The sequence below is a fragment of the Pontibacter coccineus genome, assembly GCF_030546575.1.
GTDB classification, from domain to species: Bacteria; Bacteroidota; Bacteroidia; order Cytophagales; family Hymenobacteraceae; genus Pontibacter; species Pontibacter coccineus.
Genome location: NZ_JAUOTN010000001.1, coordinates 198397 through 224088, shown reverse-complemented (window position 1 = coordinate 224088; position 25692 = coordinate 198397). Strand labels below are relative to the sequence as shown.

The 25692-nt window shown below is 47.8% G+C and carries 17 protein-coding genes; 8 read left to right on the top strand and 9 right to left on the bottom strand.

Annotation, left to right across the window (positions count from 1 at the left end; all coding sequences use genetic code 11):
• Positions 1 to 271: 271 nt before the first annotated feature.
• The 6 genes from Q4E40_RS01045 to Q4E40_RS01020 all read left to right on the top strand — a co-directional run bounded on the left by Q4E40_RS01045 (position 272) and on the right by Q4E40_RS01020 (position 6457).
• Complete coding sequence (locus Q4E40_RS01045; RefSeq protein ID WP_303409542.1) at positions 272 to 811, top strand: RNA polymerase sigma factor; 540 nt, start codon at positions 272 to 274, stop codon at positions 809 to 811.
• Positions 808 to 1422, top strand: coding sequence for a cupin domain-containing protein (locus Q4E40_RS01040; protein WP_303409541.1), 615 nt, complete (start codon positions 808 to 810; stop codon positions 1420 to 1422). The genes Q4E40_RS01045 and Q4E40_RS01040 overlap by 4 nt, the downstream gene beginning before the upstream one ends.
• A gap of 260 nt (positions 1423 to 1682) precedes the next feature.
• Complete coding sequence (locus tag Q4E40_RS01035; protein ID WP_303409540.1) at positions 1683 to 2744, top strand: ComEC/Rec2 family competence protein; 1062 nt, start codon at positions 1683 to 1685, stop codon at positions 2742 to 2744.
• Between the two features lie 2 nt (positions 2745 to 2746).
• Complete coding sequence (locus Q4E40_RS01030) at positions 2747 to 3874, top strand: S1 family serine peptidase (protein WP_303409539.1); 1128 nt, start codon at positions 2747 to 2749, stop codon at positions 3872 to 3874.
• Positions 3874 to 4332 (top strand): hypothetical protein, encoded by a 459-nt coding sequence (locus Q4E40_RS01025; RefSeq protein WP_303409538.1) that lies wholly within the window; start codon positions 3874 to 3876, stop codon positions 4330 to 4332. The genes Q4E40_RS01030 and Q4E40_RS01025 overlap by 1 nt, the downstream gene beginning before the upstream one ends.
• Positions 4325 to 6457 carry an AAA family ATPase gene (locus Q4E40_RS01020; protein ID WP_303409537.1) on the top strand — a complete coding sequence of 711 codons (2133 nt, stop codon included), beginning with the start codon at positions 4325 to 4327 and terminating at the stop codon, positions 6455 to 6457. The genes Q4E40_RS01025 and Q4E40_RS01020 overlap by 8 nt, the downstream gene beginning before the upstream one ends.
• 247 nt (positions 6458 to 6704) lie before the next feature.
• Here Q4E40_RS01020 and Q4E40_RS01015 read toward each other — a convergent pair whose 3' ends face one another.
• The 4 genes from Q4E40_RS01015 to Q4E40_RS01000 form a co-directional block, all read right to left on the bottom strand.
• Entirely contained in the window at positions 6705 to 7583 is an 879-nt protein-coding gene (locus Q4E40_RS01015; RefSeq protein WP_303409536.1) for an extracellular catalytic domain type 1 short-chain-length polyhydroxyalkanoate depolymerase, read from the bottom strand.
• Positions 7584 to 7964: 381 nt separating this feature from the next.
• Positions 7965 to 9014, bottom strand: coding sequence for a helix-turn-helix domain-containing protein (locus tag Q4E40_RS01010; RefSeq protein WP_303409535.1), 1050 nt, complete (start codon positions 9012 to 9014; stop codon positions 7965 to 7967).
• Between the two features lie 159 nt (positions 9015 to 9173).
• Complete coding sequence (locus Q4E40_RS01005) at positions 9174 to 10250, bottom strand: DUF748 domain-containing protein (RefSeq protein ID WP_303409534.1); 1077 nt, start codon at positions 10248 to 10250, stop codon at positions 9174 to 9176.
• A 230-nt stretch (positions 10251 to 10480) separates the two neighbouring features.
• Positions 10481 to 11377, bottom strand: coding sequence for a hypothetical protein (locus Q4E40_RS01000; protein ID WP_303409533.1), 897 nt, complete (start codon positions 11375 to 11377; stop codon positions 10481 to 10483).
• Between the two features lie 293 nt (positions 11378 to 11670).
• Here Q4E40_RS01000 and hrpB point away from each other — a divergent pair, with 293 nt between their 5' ends.
• Positions 11671 to 14124 carry an ATP-dependent helicase HrpB gene (hrpB, locus tag Q4E40_RS00995; protein WP_303409532.1) on the top strand — a complete coding sequence of 818 codons (2454 nt, stop codon included), beginning with the start codon at positions 11671 to 11673 and terminating at the stop codon, positions 14122 to 14124.
• A gap of 183 nt (positions 14125 to 14307) precedes the next feature.
• Here the strand turns inward: hrpB and Q4E40_RS00990 are convergent, their stop codons facing one another.
• From Q4E40_RS00990 to Q4E40_RS00980, 3 genes are all read right to left on the bottom strand, one after another.
• Positions 14308 to 14676, bottom strand: a complete 369-nt coding sequence (locus tag Q4E40_RS00990) for an endonuclease domain-containing protein (protein ID WP_303409531.1) — start codon at positions 14674 to 14676, stop codon at positions 14308 to 14310.
• A gap of 287 nt (positions 14677 to 14963) precedes the next feature.
• The gene (locus tag Q4E40_RS00985; RefSeq protein WP_303409530.1) at positions 14964 to 16439 is read right to left on the bottom strand and encodes an alanine/glycine:cation symporter family protein; all 1476 of its coding nucleotides are present in this window, start codon (positions 16437 to 16439) and stop codon (positions 14964 to 14966) included.
• 278 nt (positions 16440 to 16717) lie between these two features.
• Positions 16718 to 17851, bottom strand: coding sequence for an MFS transporter (locus tag Q4E40_RS00980; RefSeq protein WP_303409529.1), 1134 nt, complete (start codon positions 17849 to 17851; stop codon positions 16718 to 16720).
• Between the two features lie 320 nt (positions 17852 to 18171).
• Between Q4E40_RS00980 and Q4E40_RS00975 the strand changes: the two genes are divergently transcribed.
• Positions 18172 to 18339 (top strand): early set domain-containing protein, encoded by a 168-nt coding sequence (locus Q4E40_RS00975; protein WP_303409528.1) that lies wholly within the window; start codon positions 18172 to 18174, stop codon positions 18337 to 18339.
• Positions 18340 to 18368: 29 nt separating this feature from the next.
• Here Q4E40_RS00975 and Q4E40_RS00970 read toward each other — a convergent pair whose 3' ends face one another.
• The gene (locus Q4E40_RS00970; RefSeq protein ID WP_303409527.1) at positions 18369 to 18629 is read right to left on the bottom strand and encodes a hypothetical protein; all 261 of its coding nucleotides are present in this window, start codon (positions 18627 to 18629) and stop codon (positions 18369 to 18371) included.
• 253 nt (positions 18630 to 18882) lie between these two features.
• Positions 18883 to 25323, bottom strand: coding sequence for an InlB B-repeat-containing protein (locus tag Q4E40_RS00965; RefSeq protein WP_303409526.1), 6441 nt, complete (start codon positions 25321 to 25323; stop codon positions 18883 to 18885).
• Positions 25324 to 25692 lie beyond the last annotated feature (369 nt).

Below are 25692 nucleotides of genomic sequence, written 5' to 3'. Positions count from 1 at the left end.
TTACGTATTAGTGCAATAAATCAGGTTTATACCCAGGCTTTTTGGATATGAACCGGAGTGGGTGGCCTTGGTTGGTTAGATCAAGTGCAATGCCAGTAAGCGATTCCTGAAAGGACTTTGAAGCAGTCCGGATGGTTTATTCCTTTCTGTATAAGTCCCTGTAAATACCTAATTCGAGTCCTGGTTGCGGCCAGGCACCTTTAAACTTTCAGTTCAACAAAATGTCTCCTTCGGCTTCTGCAAAGACTTTGAGTGGGAAAGTAAACCATATATGTCAGGAATAGATTTTCAGGGTGAAACAGAACAGAGTCTGGTGGACGCGCTCAGGCGGGGCAGGCAGGAAATGCTTGGCGTATTGTACGACGCCTACGCTCCCGTGCTGCTGGGGGTGATCTCCCGGATTGTGCCTGATGCGGAAGTGGCTGAACAAGTACTACAGGAAACTTTTGTTGCCATCTGGGCGCGTATCGGGGTATACGACGCCTCCAAAGAACGCCTGCTCACCTGGGGGCTTGCCATTGCCAGGGGAATTGCCCTGGAAGCTGTGAAGACAGGTCGCTTTAGCTCTTCTGTAAATCCTGCAAGTGAACCTAAACCGCAGCAAAATAATATAGTACCTTTGCAGCAGGGGCATGCCAGTCAGGAAAACTTTTGTTCGCTTGACCCACTGGAGAAAAGCGCGTTGGAACTGATATACCTGAAAGGGCGCTCCTGTTCCGAAGCGGCAGGCGAGTTGCATATGACCGAAGCAGCTTTGAAAGAGGTGTTGAAAAGTGCATTCACTCATTTAAAGGCAGATAAGTCAGCATGAACACAGTTGCAGAATTTATAGAATCCGGTATACTGGAGCTGTATGTGATGGGAGCTGCCAGTGAGGAGGACGTGCTTGCCGTAGAAAAAATGGCGGCTGCCTATCCCGAAGTAAAACAGGAGATTGAGCAGATCAGCCTGGCTATGGAGCATTACGCACAGGCCTCAGCCATAAAGCCCCGCTCCACCGTAAAAACCCTGGTGATGGCTACCGTCGATTACCTGGAGCGGATGAAACAGGGGGAACTCCCGGAATCTCCACCGGCAGTCACGCCCAACTCCCGCATCAGCGACTATGGCAAATGGCTCGACGACCCCAAGGCCATCCTGCCCGCTGATGCCGATCAGATCCATGCCCGCATCATCGGCTATACGCCCACTGCCACCACTGCTATTGTGTGGGTGCGTCATCAAACCGAGGAGGAGTTGCATCACGATGAATACGAACGCTTCCTGATCGTGGAGGGCACCTGCCTGATGCGTGCAGGGGAGGAGACCTACAACCTGGTCGCCGGCGATTACTTTGCCGTTCCGCTCCACACGCCTCACCAACTCACCGTCACATCCGCTTCACCCTGCAAAGCCATTTTGCAGCGTTTGAGTGTGGAGTAAGATCATGAGAAAGGCAACTGTGTGTGCAGGAGCCTTTGGTACTCCCTTGTGTTTTTTGAACAAACAGACTTCCAGCTCCAGCACTTGCCAGGGGCTGTTACTCGCGCTTGCTATAATGCGGCGAGGTAAAGAAAAGGCGCGAGCTGTAAGCTCGCGGCAGCAAGAGATGAAACAAAAGAGTAAAAGTTTATATTAAAGTTTAAATATATTATATTCGCTCTTACATTGGATCATTAAAAATAGTAATCAACTTCTACCTATTGGAGACACAGCTTAAACTACTAGAAGCATATCATGGTGATTGTATTTTAATTAAAACCTTTGACTGTTCTGGCAATGACTTTATTATCCTTATTGATGGAGGAACTGCTTCAACTTTTGACTACAGCCTTAAAAATGAGCTAAAGCAAATCTCAAAAATTGATTTACTTATTCTTACTCATATCGACTCAGATCATATTGCAGGATTAATAAGATTCTTCAAAAACTCACTATTTGCTAAGATAAAGGTTGGATCATTCTGGATCAATGGAGCAAATTTAGCGAAGACTCCTAGTGGCGAAAAGATAAGCTATAATCAAGGGAAGTCTATAGAGCAGCTACTTATAGACAATAAGGTAGCTCGCTCTTCTATATTTTCTCTCGTTACAAACGAATTTTCTCCTTCACTACCTGAGGGTATAGAGATTGAAATTCTGTCCCCTACTACATCAATACTTAATTCCTTGTATGCACAGTGGCCTATAATATCAAAAGAATTAAACGCGTCTGATGTCAAAGTTAAAGCTTCCACTGGGACAGCATCTCAAATATCCAAAGGAGCCCTAGTAGACCTCGCTAAAGAAGAGTTTAAACCTTCTAAGAATATTGAAAATGATTTATTTAACAGTTCTTCAATAGCTTTTATATTAAGAACTCCTGACAAGTCTATTCTGATGCTAGGGGATGCAAGATCTGAAGTTTTAGTAAATTCTTTAAATGATAAGGGCTATACTAAAGATAATAAACTATTAGTTGATTTTGTAAAGGTGTCACACCATGGAAGTATCAATAACACAAGTTGTGAATTATTAGATATAATCAATTGTGATAAATTTGGAATATCTACTAACGGTGGTAATGCAAGCCATAAACATCCTGATAGAGAGACAATAGCTAGAATAGTGCATCATCCTGAAAGAGACTATGAAGTTGAAAGATTAATCTTTTTTAACTATCCTGTGGATGATATCCAAAAAAAGTGTGGTCAGCTTATTAATTCCTCAGACTTAAGTATTGGAAATTGGAGTTACTTTGACTCTATCACCGAAGTCCCTTTATAATTATGCCAAGGAGAATTCAGCAATGTTGTGCAAGAACATCTATTAAAATTTCTGATGATGATTTTGCAAATCAAGGAAGTGGAGTTATAGTTTTAGATGGTGGTTCTTTCTATTTGATAACAGCACATCATTGCATTTTTGGAGAGAATAACGAATACTGTGGGGTAACAGCAGACAAAATTTGTGTAGAAATACAAGACAACTACTCAAGTAAGTTCAGGAGGGTGAATGTCCTTGAAATAGTCGAGTTCTGTGACAATAATGATTGGGTATTACTAAAAATTGAAGACCCATGCATAAGTGATTGTGATTTCTTAAGGATTTACAAAGGAACTAGGTTCATTGAAGAAGAGAACGTTCGCTTTTGTGGGTACCAAAACAGTAATCCTAATGAATACAGACCTTGGGGCGCCAAAATATTAACAATATCTAAAAACCAGTTCAAGATCACGCTGGAAGCCAAAACTTTTGATCAAGGAGGGGAAGATGGAGCTACATTGGCTAAAGGTTTATCTGGTAGTGGGGTGTTTATACTTAAAGGCAAAGAACTTTATCTTATTGGAATACTGAAGAGTGTAGTTGGCGAAAAAGCTTTGAATGATGATTTAGACTGTTGTCCAATTACAAACTTACTTGAAAACTTATTTGATAGTTTTAAAGATCTAAGTGATATAGATTTTTTAGAGGAATATGTAGAAGGATTAGATCAAACCAAATCTGAGGAAGATGTTAAGGAATGGTCAAAACTTAATGTAGATGATTTTGATAATATTATAAGAAAACATAGAGTATTATACCCGGAAGCGAAAGCAGTTAGGCTCACTAGTGAGAGAATCTTAGAGTTTCTTTGCCAAAATGAGAAACTAGAAAATATTAGGAGCAAGAGTGAACTGATTAAGAGCTATGAAAATACTGCAACTTCATTTGAAAAGAGAGTAAAAGAAACTTACACGAGAGATGTAGCAGATAGAAATGAGGCTAAAGAACTTATTCGACAGCTTGAAGAAGACTTTGCAAAACATATCAAAGATATGTTTAATGACAATAGTAACTATCTCAATACTGAGCTAGCTCGACATAAGGTTACAGAATGGTTGATGAATTGTTCATTTGATTTTCAAGAAGAGTAATGATCGAAATAAAATTAGATACTAAACCAATTCCAGTACCACTTATCTATAAGCTAGTGTTGCTCCTTGCTGTGTTGAGATACGGTACACGTAAACCCTTCAAGGCTCCATTACTATCACTACATGTTTTCCTTTGGGGAATTAGGTCAGAAGAAAACTTTGATGTACTTAGAAGTATAGCCAGAGCTGGTAGAGATACTATTGTACCTTGGAGTTTCGAACCATCTCTTGATAAAACAATAATTCTAGCTTTAGTAAATGAATACTGTGTAAGAGAAATAGTCTCTAATTCACTAGAAATTAAACTGACAGGTAAAGGAAACCAATTCTTATCAAAAATTGAGAAGCTAAAGGTTTTTGAGGATGATATTACTAAGATTAAGCAAATAGGCATCATTCCTAAAGTCATAATTGAAAAAGCAAGTAAAGCTTGGGTATTAACTAAAGAAAATGTTTAGAATTAATAGACTCAGATTAGAGATCAAGACTAAGGAACAAGAAAGTTCTAAAGACATTTTTGGTTTTGATATACCTTTTGAACACGGATTAAATATTGTAGCTGGTCACAACTCTAAAGGTAAAACAACAATAAATTCTTGCATATACTATAGTTTGGGTATGGAAGAATTACTCGGTGGCCAAAATGAAAAGGCACTAGATAAAGCAGTAAAATCCGAATTCAATATTTATGAGAAAGCTTCAGGGAAAGTAGTAAAAAGCTATAGCGTCTTTACTTCAAAAGTTCTAGTTGAAATTTCTAATACAAAAGGTGAAATTGTAACTGTTAGAAGATATATAAACCCTGGGCAAGATGATGCTGAGGGAAGGGAACTAGCGAAAACAGTCACAGTATACAATGATGAATATTCTGCTATTTCATCTAATACAAGAACTAGAACTTTATATATAAGGGGTGCTAATAATAATGACAACGACTTTGGTTTTTATAGCTGGTTTGCAGAATTCATTGGGGTTGATCTGCCTATAGTTTCAAATTCATCAAAAAAAGATGGTTACAGCCCCCTTTATTTACAGGCAATTTTCCCTTCTTTATTTATTGAGCAGACTAAAGGCTGGTCTGATTTTTTTGCTACAACTCCTTATTTCGGGATTCCGAAAACAAAAGAGAAAGTAGTCGAATTTCTTTTAAACTTAAATGAACTTAATACTTCTACTGAGAAGGATAAAATAGGTAGAACTAAAAGAGACTTAGAGATAAGATGGAAATTCATTTATAATAAATTGGAGTTACTTTCTGCTGAATATGACGGATTATTGAAAGATGTTCCTGAGAATATAACTAAAGATAAAGATGTTTTAAAAACAACTAATCTGTTTATCAAAGATAAAGCAGGGGATTTACCACTGCCCATAAATCAATTAATAGAAACAAAAGAAAAGAGCCTACAACTTTTAAGGCAAAAACCTCTTGTTCGAGTAGGGGATAATAAGGAAGAAGCTAGAATCAGTTTCGAGAATACAAATAAGGAGTATGACTCTTTTTTAAAGAAATTTAAATCCTTCGATCAAAATTTTGGTATCCAAAAGGAACAGCTGGTTGCATTGCAGAAACATCAAAAAGATGTAGTAAAAGAGCTTTCCTCACAAAAAGGAATCCAGAAGGTATTTGATCAAGCCATAATCAAAGAAGATGTTTACAGCAAGTGTCCCACTTGTACCCAGCATATATCAGTGGACTTGATGTCTTCTGAAAATATTAAGATTGAGAAACTTAGTTTGCAAGAGAATATTGCATATTTAGACGGGCAAAGAAAACTTATTCAAAGCTCAATTGATTCATTAGAGAAGGTTATCAAGGAGAAGGAAACAGTTAGAAAGTATTACGTAAGGCAGCAAAGGGAGCTTGAGGATGAAATAAAAATATTACTAAAAGAATTAGTTGCTGATGACAGAGAGTTTTCTGAGTCTGATACCTTGATCAGAGTTCGATTAGAAAAAAGTATAAGCGAATTTCAATACTTGTATAAAAGATTTAAAGAAGATCTAAAAGCACTTGAGGAGCTGGCAGGCTCTTATTATGAGTTGTTAAAAGATGAAGATAAACTTAACAAGAGTCATCTAGAAGATAAGCTAAAGTTAAATGAATTTGAAAAAGCCTATAAGCTTTATTTAGAAAATTTTAAGTACTCAAGTAACCCCATTTGGAATATATCCATTCAGGACGATGACCCTTTTAAATATTTTCCTGTTTTCAAGTTCAGAAAAGATGATGCTCAGCCACAATCTATTAGAGTAAATTCTTCTGCTTCTGATTTTGTGAGAAATATATGGGCATATTCTATTTCATTGCTTCAAAAAGGTGAAAATCATCCAGGTCTTGTACTCTTTGATGAACCAGGTCAGCATAGAACAGATAGTGCTAGTTTGAAAGCATTATTTGAGGAGTGTGCAGCTATTAGAGATAAACAAATTATCATATTTACCTCAGTAGATAAAAATTTAGGAGATGATGACAAAATTGATTTAACTGATTTACTGAAAGATTTAAAGAGAGAAGAGGACTATTATATCTATGAACTAGATGAAGTAGGAAAAAGTATAAAGTTTATTGAGACTAATTAATTTAAAATAAAAGATTCTTTAACAGGTGGTTGCTCTAAAAGTGGTTTAATAGTAAAAATACTTAGCCCTTCAACCCATTTAAACATAGACTTACTCGTTCGGAAAATTATACCTGTCGTAAAGGCACATCTTTCGGCAAATCACTCAAAAAAACAAAGCAGTCCCGGATACTAAGTTCCGGGACTGCTCTTTTTAACAGGTATAGCCGCTATCTCAATTTTACTGCTTTCCTATACCAACCTATACCTCACCGCTTCCTGTTTTTGTTGAAGAAGCTCCACATGACTTCATTTATATCAATATCAGAGGTGGTATTCCCCAAGGGGTAGCCGATGTTAAACGGATCACTGCCCGGCCATGTATGGCCCCCGTTTTCGACCGTGACAAGCGACACGGTAATGCCTTTGCCGCTTACTTCCTGGATCGTGACGGAGGTATTGTCTTTCTTATTCGTATTGAGCACCTTCTTGCTTTCTTTCTGGTCAGGCAGTTTGTTGTGCGTCAGCCAGTAAGTATAAGTAGCCGGGGCCGAGGCATAGGCATTGGCTTTCCCGTCGTATTTCACCACCTCGTCGGCCGTGCCATGCACCTGCATCACGCTGATCGGTTTAGCTGTGCGGTGATAGAATTTTACCGAATCGGGCAGGGGGCCGCCGACAGAGGCAATGGCTGCAAAATCATCGGGCATTTCAGCCGCCAGGCGGTGGCAGAAGAAACCGCCCCGCGACAGTCCGGTCGCAAAGATCGCTTTGGCATCTATCCGGTAGCTTTGTTTCAGGCTGTCGAGCAAGGCGCGTACAAAGCCCACATCGTTGGTGCCCTTTTGGTGCGACATCTCAAAGCCTACATTCCAGTCCTGCTTTATACCCGATGGGTACACTACAATAAAATTGTGTTTGTCGGCGGCCTCATTCATTCTGGAGTAAAACATTTGCTCGACTACCGTCATGCCCCCACCATGAAAATGGAACACCACCGGAAAGGCCTGAGAAGGGTTTGCCGCATAGGAGGCAGGCAGGTAGAGCAGGTACTTTCGCTTGGTACCTTCAAACTCAAAAGGTGTTAGCTGTGCCGAAGCCGTGATAGCGGCAAGCAGTAGCGCCGCTGTAAAAAGAAGTCGTAACATGATCATAGGGTTTAGTTATGACACAAATGAAGCGCGAGCAGGTGTCAGAATCTTCCGGAATGATCATTTACCTATAGTAAATCACGATTTTTGAATAAAAAGGAGAGAAGGAACTGCAAAAGCTAGGGCTGTTTAGATCCTGATAATTCTCCCCTTGAGGACAAGTGAGAACGCGAGTTCGAAACTTGCGAGCGGAGCTCTCAGAGGGCTGTGTTTACAGGTGCGATAAATTGCAAACTAGCCTACTATCATCTTAGCGCCGAATTTACACCCCTATGACCTACGGTCGCAAGTTTCGACTCGCGTCTCACTTGTCCTCAAGGGGATAGCTTCTTCCATAACTTAATAGTTCTACTGTATGAAGTGATGTCAAGAGTTGCCCTAGCCTTGCATGACTCTTTTGCGGTAAGCAGAAGGCGTTTCGTGCAGTTGTTTTTTGAAGGCGGTGTTAAAGCTGGTAAGGCTGTTGAAACCCACCTCAAAGGCGATGGCCGCAATGGTGAGTTCGCTGCCCTGGCCCGTTTGCAGTAATGCCTGCGCGTGCCTGATGCGGTGCTGGTTCACGAAGCCGTTAAAATTGGAGCCGGATTTGCTGTTGATCGCCATCGAGATTTTTTGCGGACTTACTTTCAGCGCCTTGCTGAAGGTGCTCAACGAGAGGTCCGGGTTTTTGTAAAGCTCCTGCTCTTCCAGTAGCGCCTTCACTTCCTCGTAGATCTGGTTTACTTCCGCCTCCGGCAATGGCGTCGTTTTATACTTGGCCGTGTCAAGCGCACCGATATAGCCTTTCTGGATCACGACATAACTCACCCCATACGCGATAACAGAATACAGGATGGGCCCCAGGATGTAGGGCACATCGTCATCGAGCAGGTTGAGGACATACACCACCCAAAGCGCCGCCAATGCATAGGCGAGCAGGCGCAGCCATTGCGCAGCGGCATCAGCCTGCCCGATCGCTACCCTGTACCGCTGTATCTTCCGGTAAGTCAGGTATAGGTATAGCAGGTAATGGCCATAATACACACAGAAAAGGAGCACAAACACAGGTATAGGCGTTGTTTTCGCATTCTCCTTGTTGATGAAAAAGCTAAAAGCCAGCCCGGCCAGGAAAGGGAGGAGGTGCAGGAGGGAAGCAGCGGTGAACCGGATCGATTTTTCGAGCACCGAACGGGTATAGAAGTAAAAGAGCGGCCCGATGAGCATTAGCGTGGAAAGGCCTGCAAAGATGACCTGCAGGTATACGCCGTCCACGAATTCCAGAAACAAGGACTTCCCGACACGGAAGGAAAGCACCAGCAACAGGACGCTCAGAATTTTATTGGAGACGGGAAGCCCTTTGGGGTAGAACCAGAGAAAAACAGCCAATACCAAGCCATGGAAAACACCTAAGCCGCTGAGCAGAATAAGAAGGACATGACCTGTAGACATGAGCGCAAATAAACACATTATTTATACTCTACAGCGTTTCGGCCAGGCTTTAATTTTCTACCTGTAGGTGTCCCTTCCTCTTATGAGCTGTGGTATAATTGCCGGGAGGGAACACCTTTCTGCACGAAACCCCAAACCAGTAAGGACACCCTGACTTTCCTATTTCTCTTCCGTTGCAGTTGCTTTGGTTGCTTCTGCTTCTATACCTTTGTTGAAGGCTTTGATATAGGCATGGCGCAGCACGTTGAACACCGTGGTGGAGACGTCGGTGTCGGGTTGGTTTATATTGCCGCTGATGGGGACTTTGGTGGCGATCTGGTCCCGGGGCTGGTTTTCGGCGGCCTCCACGAACAGGCCGGCAATGGCTTCCCAGGCTGTCCGTAAGATGCCTTCCTCTTTCACGTCCTTTTTCAGGTTCAGCACTTTTACATTCTCGAAGAAGGGCTTCACATAGCCATCCAGCTGGCCATCTTTCAGCTTGAGCTCACTATACATGTCCATGCGGCCACGTTCCACATCAAACTTGCCGTAGGCCTCTATAAAGTCATTGATGCTGGTCAGGTCTACCCCTGTGAGCTCGATGGTCATGTCAAAGTCGGGCAGCTCCTTGAGCAGGTTGGCTTTCATATCTCCCTTCAGTTTGCCGCCACCAACCGACTGCCCCGTCAGGTGCACCGTCGACGGAAGCTCGTGGGCGGCATCCTCCACGTTGGCCAGGTTGTAGGCAACCAGCTGCATGTCGGAGATGTGCAGGTCAACCTGCTGTTTCTTGCTGAAATCGAAGTAAGCCAGTTTGCCGTTGTTCACCACAAAGCGGTTAATGGTGATCGGCATCAGATCCTTCACCACTTTCGTCCAATGTGCACGGGTTGGCTCTTCACCGGAGGCCGCAGCCTTTTTCACTTCCACCATATTCAGCACCGGGTCCTGCATCACGACCTCCCCAACCAGTTTCCCCTTCAGCAGCGATTTCCACTCAACAGACAGGTCCGTTCGGGGGATGTTGAGAAAAGAATATTTGGGATTGCCGCCTTCTTCCTCCAGCACCAGGTGGTCGATGGCGTAAGCGCCTCTGTACAGGGAAATGTCAATATCTTCGACATGGCCCGTGTAGCCGGGCAGCTCGTTGAGCGTTTTGTTCACATAGTCTTTCACCAGGTAGGGGAGCGCCACCCGGAAGGCGATCAGCAGGAGCACAAGGAAGGCTAGTATCTTATATGATTTCCGTAGGATCATAGCTGGTCTGGATTACTGGTAACACAACCGCTTTTCACGCACAGTATACCTTCTGTTTACGCACCAGCCTCGCTGCAGATGCAGGTCTCCGGCTATAATAGCCCACACAGGCTGGAAGGGGCACGCAGCTGCTTCGAATGCTTCCGGAAATGCAAACAGGTATAGCCTATAAAAAAAGAAACCCTTCCAATTCCATGGAAGGGTCCTTTTTTGCTAGCGTGCTTTCATCGTTACTTACCCCAGTTCGCCCAATTGCTGCAATGGCCGCCCAGGTCGGTGCCGGATATCTCGGTCTGCACACCCGAATAGGCTGCGTTCATAACAGATCGGGGAGCGAAATGCAGTTTGCCGTTCTTCAGGGTTGTAAATGCCTTTCCGAAGTGATTCTGGCTCAGGCCATGGCCTGCTTCATGCAAAGCAATTGTCTCCACATCGTAGGTATAGCCATCATTCCAGGTGAAGGCATCGTTGTAGTAGATCTCTCTCCAGGCGACGTCCGCTTTACCATTGCCATCCATGTCTGTCAGGTTCCCTTCACCATCTACATAAATGAGCGTGAACGTTGCGGCAAGGATAAAGGTACTTCCGCCAGGGGCAATCATATCAAAGAATTCTGCCGGAAGCCAGCCTGCATGCACGACATCTGCCACATACGCAAAACTCCCTTCATAGCCCAGCAGGGCAGCGATGAATCCGGCTGGCCGGCCGTCGTATGGTACTTTCGTCATACCCAGATCGGAGCAGGTCACATCATCCCAGGTGTCCATCGCTCTGTCGATGGCAGCTTCAGTAACGTCCGCAGACAAATCCTCTGACGGTCTGTTATTATCGACATAGTAGGTGATGTCGCGGGTGCCATCCTCGCTATAATCCTCTACAAAGTCATCGGAGAGCTGCTTGTTGCCCCGGTGGTTGAAGTAAACCACATTGCCCACTTCTTTTCCCTCGCCGGAAGTGATGTACTCTGCTTTGTACACCATGTACTTTCCATGCCGGGTATTGGTCTGCAGCATGCTTTCAGATGAGGCAGCCTGAGGTGCCATTTCTGCTTCCTGTAGCTGATCCTGACAGGAAAAGGTCATACAGGCAGCTAGCGCTACGGATAAGGTTGCTTTAAGCTTTTTCATATGCTAAATTGTAATTGATGGCTGCTGTTGCGTGATACTGACTCGGGATATAAGTATAATTACAATACGTGTTATTTATGATTTATATTATAATAATTATACCTATTCAACGTATAGCATGCCGGTGTACTAAAAAGTTTAGTGAAGGCATGATAAGTAGCAGTTAACTGCATGGGGCAGTGAGCGTTTGCTGCTTCCTATACTGGTGCATTGTACTTTCTCGCCCGACATTGTGTAAATTGCAGGCCAGTACCAAGCTATACCTGATTCTAATTTTATTAAAAGCCTTTCCATTGCCTTTCAATCCCTTCACCATAGACCTGCCCGTTCGGGAAATTATACCTGCCGTCAGAGAACATCTTTCGGAACAGAATACCCTGATCGTCAATGCCCCTCCGGGAGCCGGTAAAAGCACCTTGCTGCCACTGGCCATACTCGACGAGCCCTGGCTCGAGGGTCAGAAGATCATCATGCTGGAGCCACGGCGCCTGGCAGCCAAAACCATTGCCGAACGCCTGGCGCAGCTATTGGGCGAGGAGGTAGGCCAGACCGTCGGTTACCGCATCCGTTTCGAGACGCGCATCTCAGACAAGACCCGCATTGAGGTCGTAACCGAAGGCATCCTGACGCGCATGATTCACAGCGACCGCTCGCTGACAGGTATAGGGATCGTGATCTTCGACGAGTTTCATGAGCGCAGTATCCACGCCGATGTGGCCATGGCCCTGAGCCGGGAGGCACAGCATACCTTGCGGCCCGACCTGCGCATCATGGTGATGTCGGCCACCTTGGATATGCCCCAGCTCACGAGCTTGCTCAAGGCCCCGGTGGCGCAAAGCATGGGGCGGCAATACCCGATCGAGACTTTTTACACCGGCGACGCCGACGACCGCATACTGCCCGAAATGACGGCCAAAGTGGTGGTGCAGGCGGCAAAGGAGCAGCAAGGGGATATCCTTGTGTTCCTGCCCGGTGAAAACGATATCCGGAAAGTAGAAGAGCTCCTGCGCAGGCAGCTGCGCGATTTCAGGATACACCCCCTTTTCGGGATGCTGCCTTTTGGCAAACAGTACGCCGCCATCATGCCCGACCGCGACGGCAGACGCAAAGTAGTGCTGGCCACCAGCATCGCAGAGACCAGTTTGACCATTGAAGGCATTTCGGTAGTGGTGGATACAGGCTTCGGCAAAACCTCGCGCTTCGATGCGAAGTCCGGTTTGTCGCGCCTCGAAACGGTGCGCATCTCCAAAGACGCCGCCGACCAGCGGGCCGGTCGCGCCGGTCGTTTGGGCCCCGGCACCGCCTACCGCATGTGGAGCAAAACCACGCAGGAGCGCATGGCCCCGCACCGCACCCCCGAGATCATGGAAGCCGACCTGGCTTCGCTGGTGCTGGATATGGCGCAGTGGGGCATTACCGATATTCGGGGCCTGACCTGGCTGAATCCGCCACCCCGCGCTGCCCTGCAATATGCTACCGAGATGCTGCACCAGTTGCAGGCGCTGGAGCATGGCCGCATCACCGAGCACGGCAAGCGTATGCACACGCTGCCCTGCCACCCGCGCATTGCGCACATGCTGCTCAAAGCCGAAGAAACCAAACAGGTAGCGCTGGCAAGTGATATTGCCGCCGTGCTGGAAGAGCGCGACCCGCTGGACCGCAACGCCGGCATCGACATTAATTTAAGAGTGGAAGCCCTGCGCAGGTATAGGAAAGAGCAGGGGCAGGGCAAGCGTTTCGGCAAGATCGAGAAGATCGCCCGCTCGTACCGCTCCCTGTTCAGCATAGAGCCGGAGAATGGCACTTTTGATGATTACGAAACCGGTGTGTTGCTCACGCATTGCTACCCCGAGCGCATCGCCTACGCCCGTCCCGGCAACAATGCCCAGTTCCAGTTGGCTAGCGGACAATACGCCTCCGCCGGTCACCGCGACGACCTGGCGCATGAGCCCTGGCTGGCCATCGCGCACCTGCATGCGGGAACAGGCGATAACCCGGGCCGCATTTTCCTGGCCTCGCCGCTTAACCCACGGGATCTGGCGCCGCTCGTGAAGCAGCAGGAATGTTACCATTGGGACCTGAACGACGGCGAACTCACCGCCTCCATTGACACTCGCATCGGCAGCATTGTGCTGCAAAGCAAGCCGTTGCCAGCCCCCGACGAGAAGCACCGCGTACCGGCCATCTCCGAAGCCATCAAGCACGAAGGCGAACACCTGCTGGATTTCAACCACGAACTCACCCAATGGCAAAATCGTGTACTGAGTCTGCGCAAGTGGCGCCCTTCAGAAGCCTGGCCCGACGTGAGCACCGCCACTTTGCTCATGACCAACTGGGACTGGCTGAAGTCTTACCTCTTCGACATCGAGCACCCGGACGAGTTGATGGAGTTGGAGCTCCTGCCGATACTGGAAGCCAGGTTCCTGAGCGAAGAGCAACGGGCGCGGCTAGCGGTATTGGCTCCGACCAGCATAGCCTTGCCGGATGGCGCCGATATAGCGCTCGACTACAAGCCAAACGGTGAGCAACCCACGCTGGAAATCCGTCTGCAGGACGTGCTGGACTGGGAGCAAAGCCCGACAGTGGATGATGGCGAGATGACAGTAGAGCTGGCTTTGCTCAGTCCGGAGCTTAAGCCGATCACTACTGTATCAGACCTGGCGAGTTTCTGGAAAGGGAATTACCGTGTGATCAAGCGGCAGCTGGAGGTGGTGTTTCCGGAAGTGAAATGGGAGCGGGGAGTTTAGTGATGTTTGTGCATGATTACACCCCTGTAGTCCCCTCAAGGGGACACTCTTTTCTTCCGTTTTTAAGACTATACCAGGTAGTAACCTTATTCTTTCGATGCTAAGCGTACTAAATTTTGAAATAGTAATAGCGGAACTGTCCCCTTGAGGGGACCACAGGGGTGTAATCATGCACAGGCAATATCACTGGTTCTCAGTTACCCAATGCTCTAATGTTCGCAGTATATTTTGGATGTTTTTCTTGATTTCGATATCATCAAATCTTAAAAACATTACTCCATACCTTTCCAGCTCCGACTGTCGCTTTGCATCATTATCAAAGCTATAATCATGGCTATCCCCATCTATCTCAATTGCTAGTTGTAATTCATGACAGTAGAAATCAACAATATAATCTAACATAGGCACTTGCCTGTGAAATTGGTAGCCCAGTAGTTTTCTCTCCTTTATTTCCTGCCATAAAAGAATCTCAGCAAGCGTGCTGTTTTTCCTCAGTTCTCTTGCTTTGACTTTAAGATACTCCTTGTAAGGTATAATGGTGTTCTTTTTCATGCCTGGTATTTACCACATGCAACGCTCTGTAACCCATACACAAGGCAGGGTTTTTAAGTTCTGCGGAGACCCCAGATTGCGCGTATTGAAGGCTTTATAGATTCAAGAGAATACCCGTATAATCCCCTCAAGGGGACAGTTTCGCTTCCTGTATCCAGGCCAGAAAACAATACTTTCACAGGTTTCGAACAGTAATGGGATAGTCCCCAAAAAACGACTACCCTGCAAAACAAAAAAGAGACGCGTTCATTGCGTCTCTTTTAGTTTAAGGAATTTCATTTAAGAAGCTAAACTGCTTCCAGCGCTCTTTGGTCCTGCGCCTCCGGCTCGTCAGCGCCGATTGCTTTATTCCAGTCTCCGGCGTTCTTTATACCAAGTTTTTCTGGATCAAACGTCGGGTCGAGTCCGGCTTTGCGCTGGGATATGTAATCTTGCAGGGTGCGTAAGGCTGGCTTGCGCAACAGGATGATGGCGACCACGTTCAGCCAGGCCATGATACCCACGCCGATATCGCCGAGCATCCAGGCCGATTCTGCCGTCTTTACGGAGCCGTAGAAGGTGGCGGCAAGTATAAAGAAGCGAAGCGCCCAGAGCATCCACTTTTTGTTTTTGGTATTCAGGTAGCTCAGGTTGGTTTCGGCAATGTAGTAGTAGGCCATGATGGTGGTGAAGGCAAAGAAAAACAGCGAAATGGCGATAAAGCCGCTACCCAGCGCGGGGAAGTGGGAGCTAACCGCCAACTGCGTGTACTCCGGCCCGAATGGCACACCTGGCAGGTTCTCCACCAGGAAGCCGCCCTCCGGATTCACCACATTGTATTGTCCTGTAAACAGGATCATGAACGCCGTAGCCGTACATACAAAAAGCGTATCCACATATACAGAGAAGGCCTGCACCAGGCCCTGCTTAGCAGGATGGCTCACCTCGGCCGCGGCGGCAGCATGCGGGGCAGTGCCCTGGCCTGCTTCGTTGGAGTAAATGCCTCGCTTCACGCCCCACGAAATGGCCATGCCAAACACGCCGGCAAAAGCGGGCTCCAGGTCAAATGCAGAGCTGATGATCAGGTTCAGCACGGCGGGCACTTCCGAAATATTCATCAGGATGATGACGACCGACATCAGGACGTAGGCACCCGCCATAAACGGAACTACCACCTGTGCCACGTTGCCGATGCGCCTCACACCCCCTACAATAATAAGGGCCAACAGCAAGGTAACGGCGCCACCCGTATACGCCACCGGTACCTGGAAGGCATTGCTGATCCCGGAGGCGATGCTGTTGCTCTGCACGCCTGGCAGGAATAGGGCCATACTGATGATGGTAGCGACAGCAAACAAAACAGCATACCATTTTACGCCAAGCCCTTTCTCAATGTAGAAGGCCGGGCCACCTCTGTACTGGCCATCTTTTACCTGCTTATAAATCTGGCCCAGTGTCGCTTCTATAAAGGCAGAAGAGCTGCCCAGGAAGGCGATCGCCCACATCCAGAACACGGCACCCGGTCCACCCATGGCAATGGCAGTGGCTACACCGGCGATATTACCAGTGCCGACACGCCCGGCAATGGCTACGGTAAAGGCCTGAAAAGAGCTGATGCCCTTGTTGGAGGATTCCCCCTGGAAAAGCAGGCGCAGCATTTCACGGATATAGCGTACCTGCAGGAATTTTGTGACAATGGAGAAGTATACACCTGCCCCAAGGCAAAGTATGATAAGCGCATTGCTCCAGACGATGTCGTTTACCGAACTGATAAGGTTTTCCATGGGCTGATGGTAGGGGTTAATAAGGTTTTGGCTGTTTAAATTAAACAGAAAATTTAATAAGTAAGGACTTACTTAGGGTTGTTGTTCGGGATGCAGGTCGGTTTAAACGGGAATTGCTGCATATAAGCCTGAAGTAAATTCCTCATGTTGAGTGGTATAACAATAAAAAAAGGGAGCCTAAGCCAAAGCCCAGACTCCCTGCTGATAATCAAAAATAATTTTACGGATTAGCAGACCACCCACACAGCAGCGCTAACAGCCATCACTTACAGCCAAACCTAACGCTCCAACCGGAAGAATTTTCTGGAGATAGGGATCAGCATGGCGCCTGCCAGGGCGAAGGTGACGAAAGCGAACTTGAGGTTAAAGGCGTGGGCCAGGTAACCGATGAGCGGCGGGCCCATGAGCATACCCACAATACCGAAGGTCACGATCATGGAGATGGCGATGCCAGGCGAGTACTTTTTGGAGGCGCCCGCCAGCGTGTACGTCATCGGTATAACCGAGGCGGTGCCGAAGCCTACCAGTGAGAAGCCAATCATGGCAGGCCAGAAACTCGGGAACAGAATGGCCAGTGCTATACCTGAGAAAATAAGGCTGGCACTGAGCACGTAGGTTCTTTCCATTCCGATCTTCTCGATGATACGATCTGAAACGAATCGCGAAAGCGCCATAAACGACATAAAAATGAGATAGCCTGCGGTAAAGACCTCTTCGCCCACCACCTGCTGGAAGTAAATGCCACTCCAGTCGAACATGCCGCCTTCGCAAACGGCTGCAAAGAACACAAGCAGCCCCAGGTATAGGATGTACGGATCGGGCTTGCCAAACGTGAGTTTATTGCCCGTCGTGGAGCGGTCATTGCGCAGCAGGTATGGGAAGGCGCCCAGCACAAGTAGCGTCGTGATGACAGAGACTGCTACCAGGTGCGGCACGATGGATATGCCAAGCGAAACCAGCAGTGTGGTAACGCCGACGCCCACAATGCCGCCTGTGCTCCAGAGACCATGGAAGGCGCCGTTTATTTTGCGGTCGTAGAGTTTCTGCAGCGTAATGGCCTGGGTATTGATCGCGATGTTAAACACACGCATACTCAGCGAGAACAGGAATAAGGCCACGACCAGGGCAAATGGTGTGGCAGCTATTCCGATCAGCGAAAGCGAAGCGGCATTCAGGACCATAGCCACAATCAAGGGTAAGCGGCTGTCGAACCTGGTGACAAGCCAGCTTGATAAAGGCAAGCCGATCAGCGAGCTCACCGGCATGGTCAGGAGAATGCTGCCCAGTTCGGCCTCGTTCAGGCGAAGTGTGGAAACGATGGTGGGGATGCGGGATGCCCAGCTTGAAAAGTTGAAGCCGGAAAGAAGGAAAAAAAGGCTAAGTGAAAGCCGGTTCGTGGTGATAGAATGCATTGCGGAAAAATAAAGACGCAAGTTGCTAAAAAGTAAAGCCTTTAGATACGTTTATTCTTTTTTTTGAACAGATGTCTTCTGCGAATTCAGTACTTATCAGGAAAGAGCACATGTTATCGTTTGCAGGAAAATGCAACGCCTTCCGGAATTGATTCACTTAAGCAACCTTCCTTCGCAGGAAAAAACATAATTAGGATGGTCCGGAAGACCTACCTAAAGACCAAGGACCAGGGCAAGGTGAAGTTTACGATGGGCCTGGCGGATGGGGGGAAAGAGTAGAGAAACGGAGGCTAAATGGCGATTGGGACACGCCGATCCAGATGAACAGGAAAAAAGGAGGCGTTTTCGAGAGTGTGCAGACGCTTCCGCGCCATTCACAGCACGAATTCAAATACCTGGTAGACGGCACCGAATGGCGAAACGACCCGGATGCCGACAGAGAAGCCCCCAATGAGTCTGGCGGCACCAACTCCCTGTTGGTCTTGTAAACAAACTTCCTTTAAAATAGCAGCTTAATCTAATTGCTTATACCTGAGATGTAGGAGGCTATTTCCTCTTCTTTGTCCTGCATGTGCCCGTAGGCAAACTTTTGTAGCACGTCGCAGGCAACTTTGTCGAGCACTCCGAAAATGCGCGCTTCACTGATCACTTCCTGGTTCCAGTCAGAGGCGATGACCAGAATGGCCTGCCCGTTGTAGGGCGCAAGGTCCAGCAGGTCGGCGGTGAGATAAGGGGTGAGTTTACCGTTTTCAATGGACCACCCGCATGGTGTAAGCACAAGTTTTTTGACTTGTGCCACTGGATTTAACTCTTTGTTATAATGGTTTACCGACTGTTTGACCAGCGATCATACCTCTTGGACTTCCAACACGGTAGATAATTATCGGGTAATCAGGTAGCACAGCAGATGGAGGTGGTGATTACGTAGATGGGGTGTGAAAGATAAGTGGGTTAAAATGTTGAAATATAGGCAGAAATAGCAAAAAGGCTTAAGCGTTTTATCGTCTCAGCCCTTTTGCTTTTTCACTACGCTATTCTATCAAAAGTTTAGCTAAGGTTGAGCCCGAGGCAGATGTCGCCTTGATAAAATAAATGCCTCTGTTCAATTGCTTATCGATCCTGATTTGTATGCTGGCTGCACCCATCACATCCGTTTCCATATCATTCTCATATACCTTTTGTCCTGTAGCAGTGTAAACAGAAATGTTGACAACTTCGTTTTTGCCAAAGTTTTCCATCTCGACGTTACCTGTTTCTCTGGACATAGGGTTTGGATAGACCTTGATGGTGCGTATATGTTCAACTGCAGTCTTCTCCTCTTTTAGGAGCATCGCATTGGCTGACGCTTCTGCCTGCACTGGGACAATACCTATAGCACTGATAATAGGGTTGTCTAACTGCCGGATAAAATCAATGGTCACCGTTCCGTCCAGAATTTTCATTGGTATTTCTCGCATAACAACCGTGTTGCGTCCTGCCTCTTTCACTATATCAAAGCTGGTGAGTTCTTTCTTACCACCTTCTATATTTACATCGAAGACTCGCTGCCCCGCTGCCGTCTTATCCAGATCCGCGAAGTAGAGCCTGATCAAATAATCACCATTTGTCACCGGGATATTGAATGCAAAGGCTGACATATTCTTTCGTGCGCTGCCTCCGGTGGAATTCGTCCATCCTGTCTCGAAAATATCCCGGTCCATAAACTGAGGAACACCCACGATTGAAGGAGCCACTTTTAAGAATGGGTTGCCACCTGAAACAAAGCCATTGCAGTCCATAGAAGTAGGGCATCCTGTCCAGACGATTCCTTCTATTTCCCGCATCGGGCCACCGGCATTGATGCGAACCGTACTGCCTGCCGTAGGCATGGCAACAAAATTTGCTGTCACGGACTTCTCAGCATCCATGGTGATGGTGGTAGGGTTTGCCATGCCGGTAACGCTGCCGCTCCAGCCTGAGAACTGATAACCTTGGTCCGGATTTGCTGTGAGCGTTACTGTTGTGCCATGTTCGTAGCTGCTCTGTTCAGGGCTCCAGGAGACGTTGCCACCGGGCCCTGCGCTAACTACCAATCTATATTGCTTCAGTTTAAAATTTGCTTTTACAGCAAGATTTCCTGTCACGGTAACGCTCAATGGGTTGCTGGTGTCTGTTATATCACCAGTCCAGTTTACAAATTCATAGTTAGCGTCTGGCGTGGCCGTTATTTTTACATTGTCACCGGAGGCATAGCTGGATTTAGATGGTGTCAGGCTTGTGGAGCCGCCTGTTCCTGCTTCTGCTGTTATGGTGTAAGTCTCTTCTGCTACGGCTGTAAAACCAGCTGTGACTTCCTTGTTCCCATCCATGGTAAGGACGAGTGGATTTATATCACCTGAGGCATCACCACTCCACCCCGAAAACTGGAAACCAACTGCCGGTACAGCCGTCAGCGTTACCTCAGATCCTGCCGGATGACTTGCCTCGTCCGGATTTGAGGTAACTGTACCATTACCAGAAACAATCACAGAAAGAGAATAGGCCGTCTGCTGTACTGCCGTGAAGGTGGCAGTAATGTTCTTGTTTGAGTTCATGGTAAGAGTTAGCGGGTTTGTGGTACCGGAGGCGTCTCCGCTCCAGCCGGCAAAGGTATAGCCGGAAGCAGGTGTCGCGGTGAGCGTGACCTCTGTACCGGCGGTGTAATTGCTCTGATCAGGACTTCTGCCCACTGAACCGTTGCCAGTTGTGCTTGTAGTTAACGAGTAGTTGGTGGACGTAGCGACCTTTTCAAATTCTATGGCTGAGATAATGGCATTATCCTTTAACGAACTGAAAACAATATCCAGGGTGCCATCCTTTACCTCAATGCCACTGTAAGTTTTCACCACGGACTTACCTGCACCGTCCTGTAAGAAGATGTCATAGTTAGATAGTACACGCAAGCCTTCCACATCTACATGAAAGACACGCTCACCTCCCTTTGCCGCTACGCCGCCTGGAGCACCAAAGTACGGCTCCAGGAAGTATAGCTTTACTACATAGGTACCCGGCTCGGTAACCGGCACATTATAGCTGAAAGGTGCTCCACTTGCCGCATAGCGGTAGCTCAGGTACAACGCATCATCGGTAGTACCTGCCACATCAAAGGATCTGGTTCTCGTAAGACCTCCTGAAAAGTGTACGTCTGCCGACCAGGTGCGGGACTGGCTATCAGTATACTGGTTGCCGCCGGCGTTTATGAGGTTGGAGGCTACTTGTGGTTGGCCCACGCGGAGCAGCGTTATGCGGGGCTGTCCGCCTCCGTTGCCGTCAAAGTACTCAGAGATGTAGAGGTTTCCTGTACGCACGTCTTCTATCATGTCAAGCGGGTTGGCAAAGGGTCGTCGTAGCCCCGGCACGTCACTGCCTTCGGTAGCCCGGATGATGTCCAGGTTTGTTGTACCTGGTTCCAGCACCATGATGTCATCTCCGCCGCTGAAGCGGCACACAAGCAGCTTGCCCTTCAACTTGCCCTCAAATGCGTTGCTCTTGAACTCAATCACCCCGTTGGGAGATTTGTTAAGGCCGAAGTCGAAGGCCCAGCCTTTATGGTTTGGTTCCATGGGCGTGCCAACCGGATAGCCATACGTTAGTCCGTTTGCTGTCCAGGTTACTTCGCCTGGGTCGGTACCAGAGGTGGGGTTGCCCCCGTTCATGATGTACTCGCCTCGTAGTACATTCGGATGACCATAGTAGCCGCCCTTCACTACCCGGAAGAGGTAATCGCTCTGTGTATCTCTTACGTTAGTCATTTCCGGCACATCAGGTCCGGTATATACCTGGCCATTTGACCATACCGCTCCGGACTTTAACGCAGGCGTATTGCCGCCCGCCGCGGATCCATTTGTCGGAACATACAGCTGCCCGTTCGAATGCCACACCAGGTCGTAGGCATTACGGATGCCGGTGGCATAGATGGTAAGCGCAGCACTGGAAGCGTGGGGATTATACGTGCCTCCTTCTTCCGTTTTTACATCGAGCGGTAGCGTCTGTTGCTCTGCCTTTGCTATGTCGAGCTGAAGGACTGCCGAAGTTAGAAGTCTTTCTGGCCTGTAGCCCCATGCGCCATCCGGAGCACCCATGGCCGTATTGCTTCCCTGTAGGAAGTATAATGCTCCGTCCGGTCCGAAATCGATACTATTGGTGGCGTGGTCCTTGGTAGATCGCGGCAGGTTAATCACGTAGTCTGTCACCTGCGGGCTCGCCGGGTTTGTCAGATTCACGCGCGATATCTTGCCACTCCACTCTGGAGCGTCAGCAAACTCGGGAGAGGAGTGGCTAATCCAGGCAACAAGGTTACTGGCGGTAGCCGAGGGGGCAAAGCGCAGACCGATCAAAAGACGTCTGGTGGCACTAAAGGGGGAGATGGTGATGTGGTTGGCCAGCGTGCCATCCGTTTTGATGTCCCAACGCTCTATCTTACCACCGGAGGTAGCAGCGTAAAGGCGGTTATCAGGACCGATCACCAGCGTGGTAAAGCCGTCTGAGCCGAAGGAGTTGTCCACCAGGATCTGCTCCGAGAAAGCTATGCCTGCCAGATCCGTAGGCACATCGCTGGTAGAAGTAATGGTCGTAAAGCGGGAAGTAAAAGGTTTCAGGGCATAGCCGTTGCCGTCTTTTACCTGATCACTGATGTGAAACTCATAGGTGGTATTTATCTGTAGCAGGCCGGAAAGTGTAATAGCATCGCCGGCTGCTGTGGCGTTCACCGCTGTGCCCGAAACTTCAGTTTTAGAGGTACCCGACACTTTGTAGAGCTTCACTGTAGAAGTATTGACAGTATTGCCGTCAAGGGACTTGCCACTCGGGTAGGCCACATCCACGGAAACTGACTGACTCAGTGACACTCCTGTGGCTCCATGGCCAGGCCGAACGGCTGTTATGTAGGGCCGCAGACTTTCTTCATAACTGGCAACCTCCAGCGTCACGATCAATTCGGCTGGGGAATAACCTGCAGCGAAAGCCCTGACTGTTGCCGTATAGGTGCCTGGGTTCAGTGTTCCTGCGTTAATGGTGAAGATTACCTCGTTGCCAGACGCGCCCAGATTAAAGATGACATTATTGGTATTGGAAAGAGTTTTGCCTTCATAAAGAAGCCAGCTTGGAACATCAGAGTTGCTACCTTCACTGGCTGTCAGTTGCACGGCTAACGGATCCTCATCTGAGTTGTTAAGATTAACCTTTAGTTCCTTCTGTTGCCCTACGGGTAGATCTACCAAAACAGAGGTGGGGGTAAACAGCAGCAGGGGCTCCTCAGGATCCGTGGGGGAGGCCGTGAAATTGGCTACGATGCTCTTATTCTTATCCAAGAGCACCTTCATTGGATTGGTGGTACCGGAGGCGTCGCCGTTCCAGCCGGCAAAGGTATAGCCGGTAGCAGGTGTCGCGGTCAGCGTGACCTCCGTGCCGGCGGTGTAGCTGCTTTGATCAGGGCTTTTACTCACCGTTCCGCTGCCAGTGGTGCTCGTGGCCAATGTGTACGTTGTGGTTGTAGCGACCTTTTCGAACTCTATACCTGAAATGGTAGCGTTGTTTTTGACGGAGGTGAACAGAACGTCAAGATTTCCGCCCGTTACATTCACTCCGTTAAACATTTTCACGACTGCCTTGCCGGCTCCTTCTTGGGCATAGATATCAAAGTTATTCAGCACCCGCTGCCCTTCTATGTCCACATGGAACACCCTGGCTCCAACACTGCCCTTCACGCCTCCTGGTGCACCGTAATAAGGCTCGATGAAGTGAAGTTTTATATTGTAAGTCCCGGCCTCAAGGGGGATGGCGTAGCTGAATGGAGCACCTGGGATAGTAGAGCTTGAGGAAAAAGCATTTCTATAGTTGAGGTAGAGCTCATCGTCTGTAGTAGCGGCTACGTCAAAGGACCTGGATTTTACCACTCCACCCGTGAAAAAGGCATCTGTCGCCCACATACGTGCCTGACCATCGGTAAACAGCACACCACCGGCATTTAACCGGGTGCTTCGCACAAAAGTAGCAGTGTAGGATTTTGTTGCAGTCATACTAACTGCCAATGGGTTAGCCGTTCCAGAAACGTCGCCACTCCAGCCGGCAAATAAAAATCCCGGAGCCGGTGTGGCCGTTAGCGAAACCGTAGATCCAGCGGGATACAGCTCCAGGTCCGGGCTCTTAGACACCGTGCCCGGGCCAACCGTGTTCACTTCTAAGGTATACGCTTCATTCTCTGACAGCACCTTCAGGTTAACACAGAAGCTGCTGCCTTTAAAAGTTGGGCCGTCTCCTGTTCCGTTAGCAGTGATCGTAGCTGTGTAATCTCCTGGGATTAAGCTTCTTGTATCTATCGTGGCTTCTACATCAACCGCTGCCTGGACAGCCACGCCTGAGGCGTTTTTGGTGATACTGAGCCAGGGGGCACTAGAGCTTAGCGTATACTGTGTTTCCTCTTCCACTGTGAAGAGCAGGTTCCTGATAACTTCCTGCCTGCCGGCAATGATTGTCTTTGAAATGCAGGATGCTGTAAAGCCGAGCTCATAGGGAATGTTACGTGTAATGGGTGCCGCATAAGTCTCTGTTCGCTCGTCAGAGATATTTACCAACGCTCCATGTGAGATTATAAAAGTGCTACCTATCACTTTGCTAGAGATGCCATAGTAGGAGCCTGGTAGTTGTAACTCTGTAGCGTTCGACCAGGTGCCAAGACCATTATTTGCTTGGGGATCCAGCACCAGTACAGTATTCACGCCACTGCCAGTTGGGCCCTGACCGCCTACCATGTATAGCTTTCCATCCGAAGTGAAAGTGCCTCCTTCCGAATGAGACCTAGCAGCAGGTAGGTCACTTAGTCTCGTCCAGGTGTCTGTAAGCGGGTCGTACACATGGCAAAACACCTGGTCTGCACCATTGCAGTCATGGCCAAACTGGCCACCAAGGGCATATATTTTGCCGCCCAGAACTGTCGTATTTACATGGTTGCGCGCAATGGGCATGGGCGACCTCCTATTCTCCCAGGAAGTGTTCTGCGGATCTGTCAGCCACTTGTCGATGTCTATAGTTAAGTGGTAGGAGTTTTGGTCAATGCATATATCAGCGGAAAAGCCGCCGAATACGTGAATAGTTCGACCTATCAATGCGGCGCCACCACCACCCATAGGCAGTGCCTTGCCCGTAGCAGGGTCTTTGAGTTCAGGCCCATTAGCCCATGTGTTGCTAGTGATATCAAATATAAGCACCTGACTCGTGATCGGACCACGATTATCAACGGTCCTGCCACCAATATGCCAGATCTTGTCGTCCACTAGTACGGCTCCCTGGTGCGTCACGTGTTTGCCAATTGGAAAAGACGCTAGCGGCGACCATACATCTAATGCAGGGTCATATACCTCGTTGGTAAGCTCTACATCAGGGTGTTCCCCAAAACCTCCGAAAATGTAAATCTTTCCCTGGTATAATATGCTGGGGCATTCTGCTCGCTTCTTCAATGCATTTGATCTCGAAGTCCACTGCCCCGATGCCAAAAGAGGACAAAGAAGCAGGAACAGAAAAACAACTTTGAAGCAAGTTCTCTTGAATATCCATGTTTTGTAATAATGCTCCTTGAAGGAAAACTTATATTCAAACGATAGCTGCGCAAACGAGTAGATATTTATCATATTGACGAATGATAAGGTATGGAGTAATTAAAATTAATAGCTTTTATTTATTGGTATGGTTTAATAAAATGTGAAAAGGTTTATACTTATACCTTTTAATTTTTTTTATGAACAACCTTTAACTTAAATAATTATATAACTCACGGAATAAAAATTTGTATTAGCTAAGTACAGTGGTTTAATTGCGGGATATTTGAA